The sequence below is a fragment of the Arthrobacter bussei genome (genome assembly GCF_009377195.2).
GTDB classification, from domain to species: domain Bacteria; phylum Actinomycetota; class Actinomycetes; order Actinomycetales; family Micrococcaceae; genus Arthrobacter_D; species Arthrobacter_D bussei.
In genome coordinates, this window is the sequence record NZ_VJXX01000001.1 from 432,156 (window position 1) to 453,750 (window position 21,595).

General features: G+C 66.0%; 16 protein-coding genes. 6 read left to right on the forward strand and 10 right to left on the reverse strand.

The features are described from left to right. Positions 1-170 precede the first annotated feature (170 nt). Positions 171-3,017 (forward strand): zinc metalloprotease, encoded by a 2,847-nt coding sequence (locus FNH21_RS02055; RefSeq protein WP_152811941.1) that lies wholly within the window; start codon positions 171-173, stop codon positions 3,015-3,017. 23 nt (positions 3,018-3,040) lie between these two features. Beyond that, the gene (locus FNH21_RS02060; RefSeq protein ID WP_241742696.1) at positions 3,041-4,936 is read left to right on the forward strand and encodes a lysozyme; all 1,896 of its coding nucleotides are present in this window, start codon (positions 3,041-3,043) and stop codon (positions 4,934-4,936) included. A 19-nt stretch (positions 4,937-4,955) separates the two neighbouring features. Here FNH21_RS02060 and FNH21_RS02065 read toward each other — a convergent pair whose 3' ends face one another. Genes FNH21_RS02065 through FNH21_RS02080 form a run of 4 tightly spaced genes read right to left on the reverse strand, consistent with a single transcriptional unit; the run spans position 4,956 to position 7,879 of the window. After that, positions 4,956-5,681 (reverse strand): glycosyltransferase, encoded by a 726-nt coding sequence (locus tag FNH21_RS02065; protein ID WP_241742699.1) that lies wholly within the window; start codon positions 5,679-5,681, stop codon positions 4,956-4,958. A gap of 26 nt (positions 5,682-5,707) precedes the next feature. Then, complete coding sequence (locus FNH21_RS02070; RefSeq protein WP_152811945.1) at positions 5,708-6,103, reverse strand: DUF2304 domain-containing protein; 396 nt, start codon at positions 6,101-6,103, stop codon at positions 5,708-5,710. Next, on the reverse strand, positions 6,100-6,861 hold the full coding sequence (locus tag FNH21_RS02075; protein ID WP_152811947.1) for a glycosyltransferase family 2 protein: 762 nt from the start codon (positions 6,859-6,861) through the stop codon (positions 6,100-6,102). Before FNH21_RS02075 ends, FNH21_RS02070 begins: the two co-directional genes overlap by 4 nt. Continuing rightward, entirely contained in the window at positions 6,854-7,879 is a 1,026-nt protein-coding gene (locus FNH21_RS02080) for a glycosyltransferase family protein (RefSeq protein ID WP_152811949.1), read from the reverse strand. The genes FNH21_RS02075 and FNH21_RS02080 overlap by 8 nt, the downstream gene beginning before the upstream one ends. Before the next feature lie 122 nt (positions 7,880-8,001). On the opposite strand from FNH21_RS02080, the gene FNH21_RS02085 reads away from it, so the two are divergent. Then, positions 8,002-10,008 carry a DUF6541 family protein gene (locus FNH21_RS02085; protein WP_152811951.1) on the forward strand — a complete coding sequence of 669 codons (2,007 nt, stop codon included), beginning with the start codon at positions 8,002-8,004 and terminating at the stop codon, positions 10,006-10,008. Positions 10,009-10,053: 45 nt separating this feature from the next. Here the strand turns inward: FNH21_RS02085 and FNH21_RS02090 are convergent, their stop codons facing one another. After that, positions 10,054-10,956, reverse strand: a complete 903-nt coding sequence (locus tag FNH21_RS02090) for a glycosyltransferase family 2 protein (protein ID WP_152811953.1) — start codon at positions 10,954-10,956, stop codon at positions 10,054-10,056. 169 nt (positions 10,957-11,125) lie between these two features. Here FNH21_RS02090 and FNH21_RS02095 point away from each other — a divergent pair, with 169 nt between their 5' ends. From FNH21_RS02095 to rfbA, 3 genes are read left to right on the forward strand one after another with little or no spacing between them, the layout of a single operon-like run. Then, a complete protein-coding gene (locus FNH21_RS02095) occupies positions 11,126-12,364 on the forward strand; it encodes a polysaccharide biosynthesis protein (RefSeq protein ID WP_152811956.1) in 1,239 nt (412 codons plus the stop codon). Further along, the gene (locus tag FNH21_RS02100; RefSeq protein ID WP_152811958.1) at positions 12,361-13,281 is read left to right on the forward strand and encodes a glycosyltransferase; all 921 of its coding nucleotides are present in this window, start codon (positions 12,361-12,363) and stop codon (positions 13,279-13,281) included. Before FNH21_RS02095 ends, FNH21_RS02100 begins: the two co-directional genes overlap by 4 nt. A gap of 51 nt (positions 13,282-13,332) precedes the next feature. Further along, positions 13,333-14,196, forward strand: coding sequence for a glucose-1-phosphate thymidylyltransferase RfbA (gene rfbA, locus FNH21_RS02105; RefSeq protein ID WP_152811960.1), 864 nt, complete (start codon positions 13,333-13,335; stop codon positions 14,194-14,196). A gap of 160 nt (positions 14,197-14,356) precedes the next feature. Here rfbA and FNH21_RS02110 read toward each other — a convergent pair whose 3' ends face one another. From FNH21_RS02110 to FNH21_RS02130, 5 genes are all read right to left on the reverse strand, one after another. Further along, a complete protein-coding gene (locus FNH21_RS02110) occupies positions 14,357-15,082 on the reverse strand; it encodes an ABC transporter ATP-binding protein (RefSeq protein WP_152811962.1) in 726 nt (241 codons plus the stop codon). Position 15,083: 1 nt separating this feature from the next. Next, positions 15,084-15,977: an ABC transporter permease gene (locus FNH21_RS02115; RefSeq protein ID WP_191931527.1), complete on the reverse strand. Its 894-nt coding sequence runs from the start codon at positions 15,975-15,977 to the stop codon at positions 15,084-15,086. Between the two features lies 1 nt (position 15,978). Further along, positions 15,979-17,994, reverse strand: coding sequence for a glycosyltransferase (locus FNH21_RS02120; RefSeq protein ID WP_152811965.1), 2,016 nt, complete (start codon positions 17,992-17,994; stop codon positions 15,979-15,981). Next, on the reverse strand, positions 17,991-19,178 hold the full coding sequence (glf, locus tag FNH21_RS02125) for a UDP-galactopyranose mutase (RefSeq protein WP_152811967.1): 1,188 nt from the start codon (positions 19,176-19,178) through the stop codon (positions 17,991-17,993). Before glf ends, FNH21_RS02120 begins: the two co-directional genes overlap by 4 nt. 186 nt (positions 19,179-19,364) lie before the next feature. After that, positions 19,365-21,425: an acyltransferase family protein gene (locus tag FNH21_RS02130; protein ID WP_152811969.1), complete on the reverse strand. Its 2,061-nt coding sequence runs from the start codon at positions 21,423-21,425 to the stop codon at positions 19,365-19,367. Between the last annotated feature and the right edge of the window lie 170 nt (positions 21,426-21,595).

Below are 21,595 nucleotides of genomic sequence, written 5' to 3' on the forward strand. Positions count from 1 at the left end.
ACGATGTGGCCCACACCTCGTCGACACGCCGCTGGAAATGCCGTGACACACGCAGGTTTTACCTAAGATTCGCCTTTCACTTCAGAAACGTTAGTCACACCTGTAACAGGAATGTAGTCTGCACGGGATTCACTCAGCTGGCTGACGCCCGGATTCTGCTGGAGAAACCCGTGACCTTGCCCTCCCCCGCCCGGCTTCTGTGCGCCGCCCTACTGTCCTTCGGTCTCGTGGGCAGCGCGGTTCCCGCAGTAGCGAACGACGCAGTACCGGCGGCGCCGCCGTCGACCGCCCCGGCCTCGCCCGCCACGGTCGCCACCCAGCAGCCGCTGGAGCCCGCGACGCTGCCGACCACAGCGCCCGTCGCGCCGGTCCCGGCCGGGACCGTCCCTGCGACCGGGAAAAGCACGGGGGCCGCGGAACCGTCGACGGTGCAGCCGTCGGAGGTCGCCCTTGTGCCGTCGCCGGCCGCCAAGACGCCCGCACAGAACGAGGTGACCTCGTTCGTTCCGGACCTGAACTGGAATCCCCTCGACGACCCTGAGTCCAACGCCCGGTACGGCGAGCACTTCGCTCAGCCGATCACACCGCTGAAGACGGCGTCGCCACTGGGCCTCGACGACGAAGGCGGCAGCGCCGCCATCGCGCCGCGCTCGGGCACCTTCAAGGTCACGCTGGTCACGGTGCAACTGTCGGGGAAGACAGTTGCAGACACCGATGCGATCAACATGACCGCGGCGCGCAACTCCATCACCAGTGCGAACGGTTACTGGAACTCGGCCTCGGCGGGCCGCCTCTCCATCACCAAGGTGAACGAGCTCCGTCACAAGTCGGCGGCGAAGATCACCGACTCCTACGGCACCATCATGGCGACCGTGACCAAGGAGCTGAACTGGCAGTACCGCTCCTACGAATCCCTCGTGATCTTCGTCCCCCACGCTGACCTCAACTACAACGGGTCCTGGGGCATCCTGGGCGGTGGCTTCACGGACAGCGCGACCAGCGGACGCGTCATCATGCCCTACCCGTCGGCCCTGACGAACAACGTCGTGACCCACGAATTCGGCCACGTCCTCGGGCTGCACCACGCCAACTCCCTGTACTGCGGCAACGCCCGCCAGGACGTTCCGCGGGCGGGCTCCTCGTGGGCCGACTCCTCCTGCTACTCCGCGGAGTACAGCGACACCACCGACCTCATGGGCTATGCACAGGTCAGCAGTCCGGCCATCAATGCCTTCATGTGGGAGTACGGAGGATTCGGGCGCGGGGACGAGATCCGCAACCTCGGCACACCGACGGCTTCCCAGTCCCTGACGCTGCGCCCCTGGGCCGGAGGATCGTCAGGCAGGGCGGCGAAGTTCACCGACCCGGCCAGCGGCGAGACCTACTATCTCGAACTGCGGGCCCCTGTCGGGTACGACACGGCCACGGCCGTGGGAGGTAATCGCGGAGTCAAGATCACCAAGAAGGACGTGCTGGGCTGGAGCGGCAACGCGTCGATCGTCCTGACCCCCAACAGCCTCCGCTCGGGCTGGGGCAACACCACGCTCACCTGGCAGCAGGGACAGACCTTCACCACCCATGCCGGCACGCGTATCCGCATCGACTCCGTGACCAATGACGCGGCGAGCGTGAGCATCCTGCTCGCCAACCGGCCCGCGATCGGCTCGTACGACGCCCTCTCGGCTTCCCGCAACGTGGACACCGCCTTCGTCAGGGTGCAGGGCTGGGCCGCCGACCCCAATCAGCCGTCGGCTTCCACCGAGGCGCATGCCTACGTCACCGGTCCGGACGGCGTGAAGCGGGGCTACGTCATCAACGCCACCCGCAGCCGGCCGGACGTCAACGCGGCGATGTCCCTGGGCGGCAACCACGGATTCGTCGGCGACATCGCCGTCAACAGGTCCGGCCGGTACGAGGTGTGCATGTTCGCCATCGGCGGTGTTAACACCGAACTCGGGTGCAAGCAGATCCAGGTCAGTAATGCGGAGCAGCCCATCGGCGCACTCGACGACGTCACGGTGGTGCAGTCCTCGGGGAGGGTGAACCTCAACGTCAGGGGCTGGACCATGGATCCCGCCCGCTCCTCGTCGAGCACTCCGGTCCACGTCTACGTCACCGCACCGAACGGCGTCCGGACGGGGTACGCCTTCACGGCGAACAAGAACCGCGCAGACGTCAACAGCGCCCTGGCGGTGACGGGACTGCACGGATTCCAGGACGACATCAGCATCGACGCACCGGGGCGCTACACCGTCTGCGCCTACGCCATCGGCCTCAACTTCAACACGGCACTCCCGTGCAGGACCCTGCAGATCGGCGCTGCCCTGCCGATCGGGAGCCTGGACGAAGTACGGGTCGAGAAGACGGCGACCACGGCGACCCTGCGGGTCCGGGGCTGGACCATGGAGCGCGAGAACGCTCAGGCCTCCATCCCCGTGCACATCTACGTCACCGATCCTTCCGGTCGCAAGGTCGGCACTGCCTACCTGGCCGACAAGACCCGGAACGACGTCAACAGTGTCCTCGATGTCAGCGGGTCCCACGGATTCGAGCAGGTCATCTCGGCGCCGAGGGCGGGCACGTACACGGTCTGTGCCTACGGCATCGCCGTCAGCCCGTTCTCCAGGGAGAACCCCCTGCTCGGATGCACCACGGTGCGCACCGGGGTCGCCGAGGCGCCCAAGGGTTCCCTCGATGCCGTACGCGTCGACTCGACGAGTAGCGGGGCAGTGATCGAGGCCCGCGGCTGGGCCGTGGACCGCGACATGGCGCCGCAGTCGACGACGGTCCACACCTACATCACCTATCCGAACGGATCGCGCAAGGGATTCGTCTACCCGACCGGCGTCTTGAGGTCCGATGTCAACAGCTACCTCGGCATCTCCGGCCAGCACGGCTATGTGACGCGGACACCGGTCACGCAGCGCGGCTCCTACCAGGTGTGTACCTACGGCATCGGCACATCCCCCTACTCGACCGGCAACAGCCTCCTGGGCTGCATCTCGCTCCGCTACTGATGGCCGATACAACCGAAGGAAGTATGACCATGCACCACGCCCCTGAACCCCGGACTCCGAGCCCGGGACGTCGCCGACGCCTCGTCGCACCGCGTGCGCTCTCCATCGCGGCCCTGAGCTTCGCGCTGATGGTCCCGCTGGTACCGGCCGGCGCCCAGGAACCGGCGCCTTCTCCCGCCGCAACGGCGTCCGCCACTGCGGAACCGTCGTCGACGACCGGTCCCACGACTCCCGCCGACGGCGCGGGCGTCGCTCCTGCCCCTGCAGCGCCGTCGACGGCACCCAGCCCGACGCCGTCACCATCCCGTTCGACCGCCGCGCCCTCCCCGACGGCGTCGGCAACCGCCTCGACCCGGCCCGCTCCGACACTTGAGGAGGAGATCGGCGAGTTGGGAGCGTCCATGGGCCAGGGGCTCAAGCGGCTGCGGGAGTCGGGCGATGTCCAGGCGCCGACGGACCGCGAGCAGACCCTGAACGCCCTCGTGAAGGACATCGGGGTCGATGCAGCATCGGCGCAGGTCGCTGCGGAGCCCCCGGCGAACGCCGCAGCGGCCTCGACATGGAGGCCGCCGGGCATCCAGGGCATCGACGTGTCGAGCCACCAGTTCGAGGTCGACTGGCGTACCGCCTACAACCAGGGAGCCCGGTTCGCCTACGTCAAGGCGACCGAGGGAACGGGATACAAGAACCCCTACTTCGGCCAGCAGTACGGCGGATCGGCCGGCGTCGGCATGGTCCGGGGCGCCTATCACTTCGCGCTTCCCGGCACGACCTCCGGAGCGGCACAGGCGAACTACTTCGTCGACAACGGGGGCGGCTGGAGTGCCGACGGTCGGACACTACCCCCGCTGCTGGATGTCGAGTACAACCCCTACACCTCGCTCGGCAACGACTGCTACAACATGTCGGCGGCTCAGATGGTGTCCTGGATCCGGGACTTCTCCAACACCGTCCGCGCCCGGACGGGCCGCGTACCGATGATCTACACCACGACCGACTGGTGGAACCGTTGCACGGGCAACTCGCGGGCCTTCAACGACCATCCCCTCCACATCGCGGCGTACAACCAGTCCGGACCCGGCGCGATGCCGAGCAGCTGGTCCTTCTACTCCGTCTGGCAGTACAGCGCGAGCGGGCCCTTCGTAGGCGATTCGAACGTGTGGAACGGAAGCGCACAGCAGCTCTCCGCCTTCGTCCGGAACTCCGGGTCGGGGAACGAGCAGCAGGCCCAGCCGGGCGTGAACGAACTGCACTACCGAGGAGCCACTCCGGCCAGCTCCGCGATGGGAATCGCGAGCGACACCGTGCTCTCCTGCGACTGGAACGGGGACGGGATCTCCACCCCCGCCACCTTCTCCGGCGGCATCTGGACGATCCGCAACAGCATGTCGACGAGTGATCCTGGAACGAGGTTCACGTTCGGCAACGGCACGGATCAGCCGATCTGCGGCGACTGGAACGGGGACGGCGTCGAGACGATCGGTGTCTACCGCTCAGGCGTGGCGTACGTCCGGAACGCCAACGCTGCGGGCCCCGCGAACGGCACCATCGTCTACGGTGCCCGCGGGGACGTCGCCATCGTCGGTGATTGGGACAGGGACGGCTACGACACGCTCGGAGTAGCCCGGCCGAACGGCGCAGCCAAGCAATTCATCCTCACGAACAGCAACATCCGGGCCACGGTCGCCCGGACGTTCCTCTTCGGGAACGCATCCGACGTCCCCGTCAGTGGCGACTGGACCAATAGCGGCTACAGCACGGTCGGCGTGAAGCGCGGCGCCCAGTGGTTCCTGGCCCACAGCAACGTGCGCGTCGCCGCTGACAGCGTGTTCGCCTTCGGAAATCGTGGCGACAGGGCGATCACCGGCCGCTGGGCCGCGGGGCGGGGAACCTCCGTGGGAGTAGTCCGGCCCCGCTGACCATCCCCTCGAGTCCGGCCTAGCGTCCGGTTTCGGCCCGTCTGCGACTGCGCAGGCGGGCCGACGCCGTGATGACACAGCGCAGCAGCATGATCCGCGCCCTGAGGATCTGCTTCGGGCCCCGCCAGCCGCGGGGTGTCTCGTTGGCGTCGTGCAGACGCCGGTAGAGCACTGCCGGGCTTTCCACGTGGCTCATCTCTCCCGCCAGATTGGCGACGATCGAGAGCCACAGGTCGTGGGATTCGTAGAGGTACCGTGGCATCGGCAGGACGACGGCAGCGAAGTCCCGCCGGAACCCCATGGCGCACCCGTAGTAGGGGCGATATCCGACGAGCGTACCGATAAGGTTGCGCACGCGATGCGACGAGTCCTGGCTCCGGAGGGACCAGGGCGCAGGATCAGGCGGCCCACCGAACAGAGCCACGTTGCCGGCGACGACCGCACGCACTTCCAGCGACCGGATGAGGCGCTCGGTCCGCCCGGGAATCCAGAGATCGTCCTGATCAGCGAAGAAGATGTACTCTCCTCGAGCCAGTTCGGCAGCCGCATTGAAGGTCCGGACATACCTGCGATTCTCGGGCGAGCGGATGAGCCTGACCCGCGGATCCGTGATGCCGGCGACGATCCCGGCTGTCCCGTCCGTCGACGCGTCGTCGACCACGACGAGTTCGTCGTGCTCCCCGATGTCCGCCAGGATCGACTCGATCTGCTCGCTGATGAACGCCGATCCGTTGTACGAGGCCATGCAGACGCTGGCTCTCACCGGCGGCGTCATCGGTCGTCCCGATCCGGGTCCGCCGAGGGACCAGCTGCGGCCAGACCGGCGACAGTACGCTCGAGCCTCTCGAGGTGGTTACGAAGGATCGCGGCCTCCTCGGCGAGGGCGCGCGTCTCATCCTCCACGACACTGATCTCGAGGGACAGGTGCAGGCACACGCCCAGCAGGAGGACGATGGCCACGACGAACAGGAAGTTCGCGGGCACGACGAATCCGGCCGCGGTGGCGACGGCCGCGAGGAGCCCCGGGAAGCCGGCCAGGAGTAGGGTCGCCACCCCGACGGCGATCCACAGGATCGCGTACTTCTCCCTGAGCTTGCGCTGGCGGAGCAGCCAGACGATGAAGGCGACGATCACCAGGGCGAGAAGGAAAGGCAACAGGGTACTCATCGGCTGAACTCCTCCTCGAGGACCACGGTCCGTTTTCGGGTCAGGGCGATCACCAGCGCGAAACCACTGCGTCCGAGGTAGAGCGCGGCCTTCGCTGGATTGTGGCTCGGCTGACCCCCCTGGCGTGGGCGCATCTCCACCGGCACCTGCGTGACCGTCAGACCGGATCGGATCGCCACGACCAGGGAATCGATCGTGTCACCGAGGTACTCCGCAGGATAGTGCTCGCAGTACTGCGCGATGGCGCGCCGGTTCGCAGCCCTGAATCCGGAGGTCACATCCGTCAGCCGGGTTCTTGCGAGGAGGGAGATCGAGCGGCCGAGGAAGGTCATGGCCCACTTACGCGGTCCTCGAACGGTGTAGTCCCCCTTGTCCGCGAAGCGTGCGCCGATCGAGATGTCCGCATGCCGCAACCCGTCGACGACGGCGATGAGGTCCTTGGGGTCGTGCTGCCCATCGGCGTCCACCTGGATGGCCTGGTCGAAGTCCCAGCGGCGTGCGTACTTGAATCCGGCCCGCATGGCGCCGCCGACCCCGAGGTTGTAGGGCAGCCGGAGCACCGACGCCCCGGCCGCCTCGGCGAATCCGGCGGTGCCGTCGGTGCTCCCGTCGTCGACGACGAGTACCTCGCAACCCGGCACCGCAGCGAGGACCTCGCGGACGGTCGCCCCGACCGATTCGGACTCGTTCCAGGCCGGCATGATGACCAGTAGTCTGGGCGTCGTCCGGTGGATATCGGGTTCGCCTCCCCTATGCATCTCCCGCCACCTTTCCGCCGTTGCCCATGGTCGTCATTCTGCCTCGTCGTCCACGCAATCCGTCGGACAAGCCTCTCGCCGCGTACTGCAGCCTCCTGCGCCGCCCTGTCCCGAATACGAGCACGACTGCGAGATGACGGAGATCGAGAGCGAGCCCCCGCACCATCGGCAGGGGTCTGCTACGTCCGTATCGCCGAACGAGTTCCAGCCTGTTCCGGACGAGGTAGTAGTAGCGGAACGGAGCACTCTGCATGATCATGATGGGCTCACCTCGCCGACGCAACGGTCTCCCGAGAAGGGCGGCCTGACTTCGTGCACCCAACTCATGCGACAGGTCGGCGCGCGAGGCGGCGATCGCCACATAGCCGCGAGCCCGAAGCCTCCAGTACATGTCGGTGTCGACCCCGTCGATGAAGAGTGATTCATCGAGGCCACCGATCTCCTGCATGACGGAGAGCGGCACGAGGGTACCCGACTGGATCGGCTCCGATACGGGGAAGTAGGCTGCTCCCGGTTCGGCGCGTCCGATCAGCGCACCGTTGATCCGGCCGGGACTGACGGACCCTACCAGGAGACCGGCGCTCACGGCTTCTGCCCACGCCTCGCCGAAGACGGCGATGAGGTCCGCCGGTGGCGTCGAGTCCTGATCGAAGGTCACGATGTAGTCGATCCCGGCGTGACCAGCCTTGATCTCCTCCACTGCTCGATTCAGGGCGGCGGCAATACCTTGGTTGGATCCCAGTTCCACCGTCATGGCACCCTCGTCCCGGCACCGCTGCAGGACACCGTGCTCATCCCCACCACCATCGTCTGCGATCACGACGACCTGAAACTGCGCGACGAGCGCGGAGACGCGGTCGACGAGGCCGCGCGGTGGATGATACGCGGAGATCACAGCCGCACAGTTAGACTTCTGGACAGCAGGCAACCCCTGCGCGCGACTGGTGCTGTGCATAATGCCTAAAGCTACGGGACGGCAAATCTTCCCGCCAATCGACGCCACTCCCTGCGTCCGCATGGGACCAGGATCCGTGACGACCAGTCGACGGTGCCCCGGAAAGAAAAGCGAGACTGATTACCATCGAGTCGATCCTGCAAGTCTGGTCTGCCGCCATCCCCGGCATCGTCGCCGCGCTCGGCGTGCTACTGATTCCGGGGACGGTCGCCGGGCTGATACTTCGTCTGCGGACGTTCGACGCTCTCGCCGTCGCTCCACTGCTCTCGATCTCACTCATCGGCGTCGGCGCGATCGGTGCAAGTCTGCTCGGGGTGGCCTGGGGACCGCTGACGTTCGCCGGTGGAACGGCCCTCCTGTGGGCCGTCGCCTGGATCCTCCGCGTCCTGATGGGCTCCCGCGCCAGGAGGAGAGGAATTACTGATGAGTCGCGGACCGGATCGGCGCCGTCCGCACCCCCTGATCGACCCGAGGACAGGACCCCTTCGAGATGGCGCCGCAGCCGATCGGCCGCTGCCGGGCGGGACCTGTACTTCATCGCAGGATTCGTCGTGGCGGCCGCCGTCATCGCTGTCCTACTGTCCCGGGTCTTCGGCAGCCCCGACAACTTCTCCCAGACCTTCGACAACGTCTTCCACCTCAACGCTGTCCGTTGGGTCCTCAATACCGGGGACGCGTCGTCGCTGACGATCATCTCCATGACCGCCGCAGGCCAGCCGCCCTACTTCTATCCTGCAGCGTGGCACGGTTTCGTCGCCCTGGTCATCGAACTCAGCGGCGCCCCGCTCACCGTGGGCGTCACGAGCGCCAATCTCGTCATCGCGGCTGTCATCTGGCCGCTCAGCTGCCTGTTCCTGGTGCGGCAGCTGTGGAGTCTCTCGCGACCCGCGATCGTCGGCGCAGGGGTCCTGGTCTCGGGATTCAGTGCGTTCCCCATCCTGCTGCTCGACTTCGGGGTGCTCTACCCGAACGTCCTCGCCTTCGCGATGGTCCCGGCAGCCCTCGCACTCGTCGCAGCAGCAGTCGGACAGGCTCCCCGCTCGCCGCTGCCGAAGCGCATCGCGGCAGTGCTGTGCGCGTTCGCCCTGCCGGGAATCGCGATCAGTCACCCGAACGGCGCCCTGACCCTCATCGCGCTGGCACTCCCCCTGGTGGTCGCCGTGTACGCGACACTCATGGCCGCGGCCTTCCGCAGCAGGACCTGGTACCTGCTCGGAGTGTGGACCGGCGCCCTGGCCCTGGTGACCTACGCGCTGTCGAGGATCTGGATCACGATCCGGCCACCCGAGGCAGCAGCGTTCTGGGATCGGGTGGAGACATCGTCCCAGGCGCTCGGAGAGGCTCTCCTCAACGCGCCGTTCGGACGGCCGGCAGCATGGACGGTGAGTATGCTCGCCATCGTGGGCCTGGTGTCCTGCGCCCGTGACCGCAGGACTCTCTGGTTCGCGGGGAGTTTCGCCGTGAGTACGGCCGTGTTCATCGTGGCCGCGGGTTTCGAGATCAGTGACCTCCGGAGCTTCGTGACGGGAGGCTGGTACAACGACCCTTACCGTCTCGCCGCCATCGCCCCGCTCGTCGCTGCACCGCTGAGTGTCATCGGCCTCGACACCGCGATCCGGTGGGCCGTCGGCCGCGCGGATGCTCTGGCGCGAGGTCGGGTCGAGCTTTTGAAGCACCGTCCGGTTGCCATCGCCGCATCGACACTCCTGGTCCTCCTCGTCCTGGTGCCCGCGGTGCTCGATACCAGGAGCATGAGGGTCGCGGTCGATTCGGCCCGGGTGTCGTACGAAGTCACACCTGAATCCGCGCTGGTCTCGACGGATGAGCTCGAGCTCATCGGGCAGCTTGACGATCTCGTACCGGAGCAGGCCACCATCGCGGTGAATCCCTGGACCGGGGCGGGCCTCGCGTTCGCATTGGCGAATCGCGACACGACCTACAAGCACGTCCTGTCGAACTCCAGTCCTGATGATGTGCTCATCGACCAGTCGCTGAAGGACTTCGAATCGGTACCCGGGGTGTGTGATGCCATCTCCCGCTCCGACGTGGACTTCGTCCTCGACTTCGGTCTGAAGGAGGTCCACGGTGGGTCCCACCGCTACCCGGGTATCGAGGACATCTCCACCGACCCGGACTTCGAACTGGTCGCGCAGGAGGGTGAGGCACGCCTGTACGAATTCACCGGATGCTGAGGTCTCCGGCACCGGTCGGCCCCTGGTGCGGAGCCGTTCCGCCCGTCAGGTGGTCAGTGCGTGGCGGAGGAGTACCCGCAGTCCGCGAAGATCGCGACGACGGAGCACCTGAGGCAGCAGCGACAGCGCATGCAGGCGCGACGTGAGGTGCAGGCGGGCCGCACGCCGCGTGGCACGCCAGCCCGCTCCGTCGGCAAGGCCCGCAGCCAATGCGAAGAATTGTCGTTCACCCGCGAATCGGGAGCCATCGACGAGCTCGGTCGAGGAGGCGCTCCCCTCGTGCCTGCGGTAGCAGAACACCCTCTCGTCGATCACGAGGAGCTTTCCTCCAGCGATCAGGAGATCCAGCACCAGCGCGAGATCCTGGATCACGGAGAACTGATCGCGGAAGTCCTGCGCCTTCAGGCTCTCCCGCTCGAACGCCAGCGACGGCCAGTAGAGCCAGTTACCCAGCATGAGGCCTGCTGCAAGCCGGTCTCCTTCGAGGATGATCGGCAGCGGCGCCGACGGTCGGAGGAGGCTCTGCTTCACGGAGTCCACGAGTGTTCGCGCGGGTTCCCCCACACCGTCGATCACCGCGACACCCGGCTGGATGATGGTGGCGTCCGGGTTCTCCTCGAATGCCTTCAGCACGGTGGCGACGTACCGAGGACCCACCACGTCGTCGTATCCGAGAACAACCACGAGGGCTTCGACAGCAGCTCGGACGCAGTAGCGGAAGTTGCCCGTGATGCCGATGTTCTCGGGAAGTCGTTCGTAACGCACCTTCGGATGGGCAAGGTCGTGGAAATACCTGTCCACCTCGCGGTCGGGGTGCGCATCGTTGACCACGGTCAGCGTCCAGCGGTCGTCCGTCTGGTTGATAACGCTCTCGACCGCTTCCCTCAGATAGTCCAGATCACCCCAGAACGGGATGTAAAACCCAACCTCGGTACGTCCTTCAGTCATGTCTTCGCCGGCGACCTTCGCATCAGCGCCGTCGGCCCGACGGCGGCAGCGCTTTCGCGCTCCATCCGATCCTACCGTCGTCGGTCACCCGCTCCGGCCCCGTGCCGACCAGCCGCCGTACACGCTGTAGCCTTACATCTGTCCTACCCGTCGCGCACACGAGGCATCAATGAAAACAGTCATCCTGCGCCTCGGTGGATTCGTAGGTTTCCCTCTCCTCGGTATCCTGACACCCCTCCTCCTCCTGCCGGTCATCGCGCGCGTGGCGGGTCCTACGGGATGGGCCAGCATCGTATCGGCGATAGCGATCGGGTCGTTCGGCGCCACCGCCATCCTGTGGGGCTGGAACATCAGGGGCACCGTCCTGGTTGCGAGCACCACCTCCAGCGCCCGCCGGGCCGAACTGTACGGCCAGAGCCTCGTGATCAGATCATCTCTGGCCGTTGTCGTCGTGCCCGTCGTCATCGCGCTCACGGCCGTGATCGCCGCACCCGAGTTGCGGTGGCAAGCTGCAGCCGTTGCGGGTGCGACAGCCGTCTCGGGCCTGTCCCCCGCCTGGTTCTGTGTCGGCATCGGGTCTCCCAGGCTCATGGGCGTCTTCGATACGCTGCCGCGCGTCGCCTCGGCGGTCATCGCGATCCCTCTCGTGGCGTCTACCCAAAACATCTCCTACTACCCCGGGCTGCTCCTCGCCCTCACCTGTGCTGCCCTCGTCGTGTTCCAGAGGACATACTTCCGGCGTGACGTCCCGGCACGTCCGACCGTCAGGGGGAGTTTCAACGAGTGGCGGCGCCAGGTCGGATCAGCGGGTGTCAACATCTCCGGGAGCGCTTATTCCTCGGTCCCGGTTCCGATCGCCACCTTTCGGGGCCCGGAGGCAGCAGCGAGTGTATATTCCTCCGCTGATCAGCTCTACCGATTCGGCCTCTTCACCACTGTCGCTCTGGGCAACACCTTTCAGGGCTGGACCCTTGAGGTGCACGGAGCCGCTCAGGTTCGACGCCACCGTGCAGCGATGCTCTCGCACCTCGTGCTCGGCTTGGTGGGTGCGGTGATTCTCTGGGTCTTCGGACCCCTTGCCTCCTCGATCCTCTTCGGGGTCGACGTCGCTGCGACACCGGAGGCCTGCCTGCTCTACGGACTGGCGTTCCTCTTCATCAACCTTGGCACCCCTCTGATCCGGAACCTTCTCATCCCTGCGGGAAGGGACGTCTTCGTCCTCCTGTCCACCATCACGTCGGCCATCGTGGGCATCGCCCTGATGGTCCTGCGCTCGGACGCCGGCAACTTGACCGGTATTGCCGTCGGGGTTGCGGCCAGCGAGGCGATCCTCTTCGCAGCCGTTCTTCCTGCCGCACTCAGATCGTTGCGACGGCTCAAGCAGTCTCCAGAAGAAAGGGCAGCATGATCAATCCGCATCATGTCCAGGCAGTGATTCCGACCTACAACCCGACCGAACATCTGACGGTGCTCGTGCGCGGGCTGCTCACAGCCGGACTCGACGTCATCGTCGTCGATGACGGGTCCGGACCCGGCAGTGCCGGAGTGTTGGATGTCGCGCATGATCTGGGCGCCCGGGTCCTTCGGCACGACCGCAATCGAGGCATCGCTGCCGCGTTGAACACCGCTCTGCAGGCAGCCGTGTCACAGGGATCCCAGTGGCTCTACACCCTTGACCAGGACTCGCTCCCGGACGTCGGTTTCGTCGGGACCGCCCTCGACTACGTATCCGGTGCACTCCCGGCCGGTGTGCGGATCGGTGTGCTCAGTCCGGCTGCCAACAATGGCGTGGCGATCGCGGGCCGAGAGACGAACGGGCTGCGCCACCCGCATGATCCCATCCAGTCCGGATCGCTCGTGTCCGTCCGGGCCCTCCTCGACGTGGGAGATTTCCGGTCCGACTTCATCATCGACGGAGTCGATTCCGAGATGACGGCGCGCCTGCGGAAGGCCGGCTTCTCCGTCCTGTCCGTCCCCGGGACGGATCTGCACCACTCACTGGGACATCGGGTACCGGCGACATTTGCCGGTGTGCCCCTCATGAGGCGAGGCGTTCCCGTGACGGTCAATCAGCACGCTCCGTTCCGCGTCTACTACATGACGAGGAACGGCCTCGCAATCGCGGCGGCGTACGCAGGTTCGGCGCCCGGGTGGGTGGTGCGGCGTTGCCTCATCGAAGTGCTGGCGCACGTCCTCCGCGTCGCCTTCGGGCGGGATCGCGTGCTTCAGCTGAGGGCACTCGGATGGGGCATCGTCGACGGGATCCGCGGGCGAACGGGGCCGCTCGAACAGGATCGGCTTCGGAGACTGCACCCATCCGCATGACGGCATCGCCCGTAATTTTGCCGCTCCTTGCCTGACGGCAATAATCGATGCATGCGCGGGATTATTCTTGCCGGTGGAACCGGCTCACGACTTCATCCGATCACCCTGGGCATCAGCAAGCAGCTGGTGCCGGTGTACGACAAGCCGATGATCTACTACCCGCTGTCCACCCTGATCCTCGCCGGTATCCGTGACATCCTGATCATCACGACGCCGCACGACGCCGAGCAGTTCTCCCGCCTCCTCGGCGACGGCAGCAAGTTCGGGGTCTCCATCACCTACGCCCAGCAGCCCTCGCCGGACGGCCTCGCGCAGGCTTTCATCCTGGGCGCGGAGCACATCGGCAACGAGACGGTAGCCCTCGTGCTGGGAGACAACATCTTCTACGGCCAGGGCATGGGCACCCAGCTGCGACGCTTCGCCGACATCGACGGCGGAGCCGTCTTCGGCTACCAGGTCGCCGATCCGACGGCCTACGGCGTCGTGGAATTCGATGCGAACGGTAAGGCCATCTCCCTCGAGGAGAAGCCGGCCAAGCCTCGCAGCAACTATGCGGTTCCCGGGCTGTACTTCTACGACTCCACCGTGGTGGAGATCGCAGCGGATCTCGAGCCGTCCCCGCGGGGGGAGCTGGAGATCACGGATGTCAACCGGACCTATCTGGAGCAGGGGAAGCTGCATGTGGAGGTCCTGCCGAGAGGGACCGCCTGGCTCGACACGGGCACCTTCGAGTCACTGAACGACGCGTCCAACTTCATCCGCACGGTGGAGAACCGCCAGGGACTGAAGATCGGCGCACCGGAGGAGATCGCCTGGCGTCAGGGTTTCCTCACCGACCAGGAACTGCAGGCCCGGGCGGAGCCGTTGGTGAAGAGCGGCTACGGATCGTACCTGCTGGGACTTCTGGGCCAGTAGGACGACGGGGCCCGCCACTGGCGGGCCCCGTCTTCTGTATCGCCGCTCCATATATCGCCGTCGCCCTGCGGCTGGGGAGGCGAGCCGACGGAACCCGGCCGTCAGCGGCGCGACAGAGACATCGTCGCTCCGGAGACGTCCCTGCGCGGCATCGGAACCGTCAGGAGCGCAGCCTGGCCACCACGTCCGCGACGTCGCCGTCCATGACCACCTTGCCGTGTTCGAGCAGCACGCCGCGGCTGCAGACACGAGCCACCAGATCCAGGTCGTGACTGACGACCACGAGCGTCTTCCCCGCGTCGCCGAGCTCCTTGATCTTCTCGAGGCACTTCTTCTGGAAGGGCTCGTCACCGACGGCGAGGATCTCGTCGATGAGGAAGATCTCCGGATCGGTGTGGATGGCCACGGAGAAGGCAAGCCGGAGGTACATGCCCGAGGAGTAGAACTTCACCTCCGTGTCGATGAATTGCCCGATCTCGGAGAAGTCCAGAATGCTCTCGAAGCGCTCGTTGATCTGGTCCTCGGTCATCCCGAGGATGGCGCCGTTGAGGTAGACGTTGTCGCGTCCGCTGAGGTCCGGATGGAACCCCGCCCCGACCTCGATCAGGCCGGCGACCCGTCCCCTCGTCCTCACGGCACCGCTGTCGGGGAGCATGACTCCGGAGATGTGCTTCAGCAGCGTCGACTTGCCGGAGCCGTTGAGTCCCAGGAGGGCGACCGACTCCCCCTGTTCGACCTGGAGCGACACCTGGTCGAGGGCATGGAACTTTTGTGAGAGGTCGCCCTTGCGGCCCTTGACGATCCACACGAAGGCCTCCTTGATGGACCGCGTGTGACGGAGGACGAACTGCTTCGAGATCGACTGCACGTCGACGGCAACAACCATGTCACAACTCCTGAGCGAAGCGGCCCTCGAGCCGCCGGAAGGTCAGCTGACCGGCCAGGATCACGACGAGGGCGATCCCCAGTCCGATCGGCGTCCACACGTCGAGCAGGTTCGGCGGGACGGCCAGCAGGGGGTCTGTACGGGGCATGGTCGTCGTCGGCATCCAGAAGGCGAAGTGGAACAGCTCGACGGCGATGGTCAAAGGGTTCGTCTGATAGATCGTATGGAGCACTTCGCCCCGGCCGGTCCCGAAAGCGTCGAACAGCCCGTCCCGGACCATGGTCCAGGAGTAGAGGACCGGTGAGGCCCAGGTGGCGATCATCAGCAGCATGTCGACGAAGTTCTCGGAATCGCGGAAGTAGACGTTGGCCGCACCGAAGAACAGCCCCAGACCGACGGCGAGCATCGTGACGATGGCGAATCCCGCGACGGCAGCGGCGATCTGCACGGGGCCCGGGGACCAGCCACCGATGAAGCAGGCGACCAGCAGGACGAGGAGCTGCGGCACGAAGTGCACGGCGGAGACCCAGACGGAGGCGACCGGGAACAGTTCGCGCGGAAGGTAGATCTTCTTGATCAAGCCGCCGTTGCCCACGATCGAGCGAGCCGCATTACCCAGTGCCTCGTTGAAGTAGTTGATGAGCACGATCCCGGAGAACAGGTAGATGGGGTAGTTCTCCGTGTTCCGATTCATCCCGAGGAAGATCCCGAGGGCGAACCAGAAGACCACGAACTGGACGCCGGGTTTGACGTAGGACCAGAGCAGCCCCAGGACAGACCCGCGGTACCGGACCTTCAGCTCCTTCGCCACCAGGAGGCGCAGGAGATACCTCGACCGGAGGACGTCACGGAGGCCACCCCCCAGGCCCGGCGTCGTCAGCTCAGCGCTCGACACCTCACTGGTCCTTGGCCGAGTGGGACTCAAAGGTCTTCTTCCAGGATTCGAAGGAGGTGATGTCCTCGAGAGCGGCACGGTACTGCTCGCGCAGCGCGGGCCAGCGGCGGAGGATCTCCGCGTTCAAGCGGGCAGCCTCGGCCAGAAGGGCTCGCATCTCCCGCGGGTCGCGCCGGTACCAGGACGCGCCGGTACCTTCCGCGTTCGAGACGACCGCGCTGTCGTACTGCGACATGCGCCACCACTTGTTGTCCTGGTGCGCGATGAACGCCTGGGGCCGCTCCCGGCTGGAAGCGGACACCGGCGAGCCGAGCTGCCGGGCGATCGTCTTCATCGCCCATGGCACCAGCGTAGTGTAGGACGGTGCCCGGAAGCCCTGTCCGTTCCGCGGCGGCTTGTCCATCTTCGGCGTGGGGAAGGTGTCCGGGTCCGACTGGACCTGGGCGTCGGAGTATCCCTTGGCCATGGTCCGGATCTCCGGCAGCTTCGTGGCGAGGATCGCGTGCAGCTGATCCGGACCCTTGAGGACATCGCGCATCGCCATGACCCGTCCGCGGGCCGTGTGGTACTGCATGGACACCAGGTGCTTGATGTCCGAGTAGCCGGACTCGCGCACGACGCGCCCGCCGCGTTCGTACGGACTGTGGAGCAGCGCGGCCACCATGCGGTTGCGGGTGTGGAAGTAGGCCTGCCACCCGACCATGTCGTCCTTGTCGATCCAGGAGACGTGCCAGACGGCCGCTCCCGGCATCGAGACCGTCGGGTAGCCGGCCTTCTTCGCCCGCAGCCCGTACTCGGCGTCGTCCCACTTGATGAAGATGGGCAGGGACAAGCCGATGTCCCGGATCACGGTGGTGGGGATCAGGCACATCCACCAGCCGTTGTAGTCGACGTCGATGCGGCGATGCAGCCACGGCGTGTGCCGGAGGTTGGCCCGCGCGAAGTCGTGCCCGAGGACCTGCTCCGCGACCGGCTGGTCGGGCTGGAACCGGTAGGGGTTGACGATCTCGCCGAAGGTGTGGAGGACCGTCCTGTTGTAGAGGTCGAACATGTGCCCGCCGACGATCGTGGGCGACTTGCAGTGCGTAGCGAAGGAGAGCAGACGCGGGATGCTCTCCGGCTCCATCACGACGTCGTCGTCGAGCAGCAGCGCGAAGTCGCTGCCGTTCTCCACGGCCTCGTACATCCCCCTGGCGAACCCGCCCGAACCACCCAGATTGTCCTGGTCGATGATGCGCAGCTTCTGTCCCAGCTCAGCTGCCACCTGCTCGAAGCCGGGCTGGTCCGCGACCTTCTGCGTGCCCTGGTCGACGATCAGGATCTGCTGCACGTCCTCGATCGCACTCGGGTTGCCCGCGAGGATCCGCAGGTTGTTGAGGCAGAAGTCCGGCTTGTTCAGCGTCGTGATCTCCAGCGTGATGCTCCCGCGCTCGGGCGCATCACCCGCCGCGAGCCAGTCGGCGTCATTGAGCACGAGGCTGTCGCTCCCCGCCACGATGTCGAACCAGTACCAGCCGCCGTCCCCGAAGGGCTGGAGCGACAGGTCGAAGGTGCTGGTGGTCTCCCCCTCAACCCTGGCGGTCTGCACGTGCTGCAGGGATCCCCTGGCGTTCGACTTGTAGACCGTCACGACCCCGGACCCGTCCGTGCGGACCCTGAGCCGGACCTCCCGGAGATGAGTCCATCGGCGCCAGTAGCTGGCAGGGAACGCGTTGAAGTACGAGCCGAACGAGACACGCTCACCCGGTCGCACGGACGTGGACCGGCGGGAGCGGACATCCTCGACGTGCAGCTCCTTCGTGGAGTCCGAGGCCGCTCCGGCGGTCGCGCGGCCGCTGCCGACGGTGCTGCCGTCAGTGGTGTTGAGCTGGATACCGAAGGCGCTGCCGGTGTCCATGTACAGCGCCGCGGTGTCCATCTGGCTCTGCTGCGGCAGGACGACCCGCTGCAGCGTGTGCCAGGTCTGCCCTGTTCCCTGGACATCGTCCGTCAGGACGTCCGTCGCCTTCTCCGTCATGCGTCTACTCCGCCGCTCTCGAGCTTCTGCCCGCTGGTGAAGTGCGGGGCGATCTTGTTGTCGAACATGCTCAGCGCCGAGCCGATGGCCATGTGCATGTCCAGGTACTTGTAGGTGCCGAGCCGGCCGCCGAAGAGCATCGACTTCTCGCCCTTCGCGAGGTCCCGGTAGGCGAGGAGCTTGGCGCGGTCCTCCGCGGTGTTGATCGGGTAGTACGGCTCGTCGTCCTTCTCCGCGAAGCGCGAGTACTCCCGCATGATCACGGTGGCGTCCTTGGTGTAGTCCCGTTCCGGATGGAAGTGGCGGAACTCGTGGATGCGCGTGTAGGCGGCGTCCTCGTCCGGATAGTTCATGACGGAGCAGCCCTGGAAGTCCTCGATGGGCAGGACTTCCTCCTCGAGGTCGATCGTGCGCCAGGAGAGGTCTCCCTCGGCGTAGTCGAAGTACCGGTCCACCGGTCCCGTGTAGATCACGGGGACCTGGCCCAGGGTGGACGAGCGGGAGTACTCGTGGCCCTCGTCGAAGAAGTCGGTGTTCAGGTGGACGTCGATGTTCGGATGGTCCGCCATCCGCTCGATCCACGCCGTGTAGCCGTTGACGGGCAGGCCCTCGTACTTGTCGTTGAAGTATCGGTTGTCGTAGGTGTAGCGCACGGGCAGCCGGGAGATGATCTCTGCGGGCAGGTCCTTGGGGTCCGTCTGCCACTGCTTACCGGTGTAGTACTTGATGAAGGCCTCGTACAGGGGCCGGCCGATCAGCTGGATGCCCTTGTCGTTGAGGTTCTGCGGGTCCGTGCCCGCGAGTTCGCCGGCCTGCTCCTGGATGAGAGCCCGTGCCTCGACAGGACCGAGCGCCGTGCGGAAGAACTGGTTGATGGTGCCGAGGTTGATCGGCATGGGATACACCTCGCCCTTGTGGCGGGTGTACACCTTGTGCACGTACCGGGTGAACTCCGTGAAGTTGTGGACGTAGTCCCAGACCCGTTCGTTCGACGTATGGAACAGGTGGGCACCGTAACGGTGCACCTCGATCCCGGTGCGGGCCTCGTTCTCGCTGTAAGCATTGCCCCCGATGTGGTGACGACGGTCGAGGACGGCGACCTTCAGCCCCAGCTGACTCGCGGCCCTCTCGGCAATGGTCAGGCCGAAGAAGCCTGAGCCGACGACGACTAAATCTGCATTCAAGATATCTCCTGTGGTGGACTCGACTCCCAATTATGCCGCAGCCCGGGCCAGACCCTGACCCGGCGGGCACCGGGCCGGTTCAGCTCGCCCTACGCTCCCTGCGACTCAGCTTCGAGCCCTGCACTTGTCCCGCGACATAGATGTGGCCACCCTACCGTCGGCCGATCTGCGTAGACCTGGGGGTACTTACCATCCTGTTGCCGCCATCATCCGCTCGAAGAAATAGGGACTGAGCGTTCGAGCGTAGGTAGACGTGAGGTGATTGTCGTCGAGGTAGACCCGCATGTTCCCGATGACTGCCGGGCAGGAACCGGAGAAGCACACGTAGTCGTTCAAATCCATGACCTTGAGTCCCGGGGTGATGTCCGCCATCTGCTGGATGGGAGTGACGCCACTCATGTCACGGACCTCCTCCTCCCGAACATTGCATTCTTGCGCCGACTCACCGAAGTCCTCCGCACACTCCATCATGTTCCTTGTGAAACGCGGGTTGTCACGGATGGCCAGCACGGGAATGCCCTGCTCGATCAATTCGCTGGCTCCTCGGCTGAAGCCGCCCGGCAATAGTTCGAACGGGGGTTCGGAAACGGAGTAGGTACCGGTGGTGAAAACCAGATCGGGCCGGAGATCAGCGATGTAGTCCTTGGCCTGCGCATTCCGCTCATTACACTCCGCAGCAACTGCCTCGACGAAGCCGCCGAACTGGCATCCTCCTCTCACCAAGGCCACCAGTGCCCAGCCGTTCTCCTCAGCGAGCGGCTTCATGGTGGCGAGCCATTGCTGGACGTGGCTGTTGCCCACAGCGACGATAGTGCGGGAAGGTTCGGCCTGATCGACGATGATCGAGCAGTTCAAGCCTTGGAGCGCCCCGGCCTCGGTGGCAAAGCGTCCCGTGCAGGGGGTGAGGACGTTCGCATAGTCCCTACCACCGACGTCCGCGGTCGGGACGAGCGGAGCGTCGGGGTCGGTCTGATCGACATAATCCGTGTCGAAGATCCGTGCCCCCGGATTGTTCGTGTCCGCCTGGGCGGCAATCCGTTCCGACTCCAGGCGGATCTCCCGCTGCCATCCTGCCAGGGGCGCCGCGACAAGGGTCAGACACACGGCGAGGACGATGACGGAACGGCGACGGCGCCTGTCCGCCCAGGCCAGGGCCCGCAGAGGCCTCTCGACGAAACGCATGGTCAAGTAGGCGAGGACGAGCGAGACCGCGATCACCACGAGTCCCCCGAGGATCCCCGGGGCGGCCGCATCACGCCAGATCAGGAAGAGCACCAGGACGGGCCAGTGCCACAGGTAGAGCGCGTACGAGAGATCACCCATGCGCACCAGCGGCCTCGATAAGAGGAAACGGTCGGCGCCGACCGCACTTCCAGTCTGGCCCGCGGCGATCACCAGAGCAGCCGCGAGGAGCGGCCAGAGGGCGACGTACCCGGGAAATTGACCCTGCACGTCCAGGAGGAACCCTCCGCTGAGCATCGCGCCGACACCGAGCCAGCCCGCCATGATCCGCAGGACCCGGGGCAGCCGGAGGAAAGGCAGGGCCAGGGCAAGCAGCGTACCGAGGGCGAACTCCCACAGCCGGGCGCGCGTGTCGAAGTAGGCGTACGCCTGGTTCGTGGAGGTCTCCCAGACGGAGAATCCGAGCGAGGCCACGAACAAGGCGCCGAACACGAGAAGGACGACGCCCCGGAACCGCAGACGGAAGCGCCGTGCCACCAGTGCGCTGAGGACGAACAGCAGAGGCCACAGGATGAACACCTGGCCCTGCACCGAGAGCGACCAGAAGTGCTGCAGCGGGCTCGCCAGGCTGTGGTCGTCGGCGTAGTAGTCCACGGCATTCGACGCCAGGACCCAGTTCTGGACGTAGAACAGCGAGGCCCAGGCCTGCTCGAGGATGTCCGTCCAGCGCGACCTCGGAACGAGGAGGTATGTGGCACCCAGCGTACCGAGAATCACGACGACGACGGCGGGCAGCAGGCGCTTGAACTGGTGCAGCCAGTGACGGCCGAGGTCGAGCGGTCTCCCGGATTCGACCTTGCGTAGGAACGACAGCGCCAGCAGGAACGCGGAGATGAGGAGGAACACGTCTACCCCGCCGGATACCCGGCCGAACCAGACGTGGTAGGCGACGACCATCAGGACTGCGAGCGCACGCAGCCCCTGCACCTCAGGTCTGAAGCCGCGGTCGGGGGCCCTGCCGCCACCGCGCGGAGCGACAGTTCGGCTTGATTCAACGACCGTCATCAGAGGCCTTCAGAGTAGACACGTTCACCGAGTGTACCGGCGGGTGCCGATGGGATCCTGTGAGGCCTGCATCCGTGCCCTGATGGAGGGAGCAGCCGGCAGGTCGCGCGCACGTTGTCCACATCCTTCCTCATAGCCACCCGCTCGCAGGCCGGGCAGCCTAGCCTCTG

Coding starts and splice junctions, on each gene's coding strand:
- FNH21_RS02100 (WP_152811958.1), top strand. CDS start 12,361: ATGATCAATCCGCATCATGTCCAGGCAGTGATTCCGACCTACAACCCG.
- FNH21_RS02060 (WP_241742696.1), top strand. CDS start 3,041: ATGACCATGCACCACGCCCCTGAACCCCGGACTCCGAGCCCGGGACGT.
- rfbA (WP_152811960.1), top strand. CDS start 13,333: ATGCGCGGGATTATTCTTGCCGGTGGAACCGGCTCACGACTTCATCCG.
- FNH21_RS02065 (WP_241742699.1), bottom strand. CDS start 5,681: ATGGCCTCGTACAACGGATCGGCGTTCATCAGCGAGCAGATCGAGTCG.
- FNH21_RS02120 (WP_152811965.1), bottom strand. CDS start 17,994: ATGACGGAGAAGGCGACGGACGTCCTGACGGACGATGTCCAGGGAACA.
- FNH21_RS02095 (WP_152811956.1), top strand. CDS start 11,126: ATGAAAACAGTCATCCTGCGCCTCGGTGGATTCGTAGGTTTCCCTCTC.
- FNH21_RS02090 (WP_152811953.1), bottom strand. CDS start 10,956: ATGACTGAAGGACGTACCGAGGTTGGGTTTTACATCCCGTTCTGGGGT.
- FNH21_RS02075 (WP_152811947.1), bottom strand. CDS start 6,861: ATGCATAGGGGAGGCGAACCCGATATCCACCGGACGACGCCCAGACTA.
- FNH21_RS02130 (WP_152811969.1), bottom strand. CDS start 21,425: ATGACGGTCGTTGAATCAAGCCGAACTGTCGCTCCGCGCGGTGGCGGC.
- FNH21_RS02110 (WP_152811962.1), bottom strand. CDS start 15,082: ATGGTTGTTGCCGTCGACGTGCAGTCGATCTCGAAGCAGTTCGTCCTC.
- FNH21_RS02080 (WP_152811949.1), bottom strand. CDS start 7,879: ATGCGGACGCAGGGAGTGGCGTCGATTGGCGGGAAGATTTGCCGTCCC.
- FNH21_RS02070 (WP_152811945.1), bottom strand. CDS start 6,103: ATGAGTACCCTGTTGCCTTTCCTTCTCGCCCTGGTGATCGTCGCCTTC.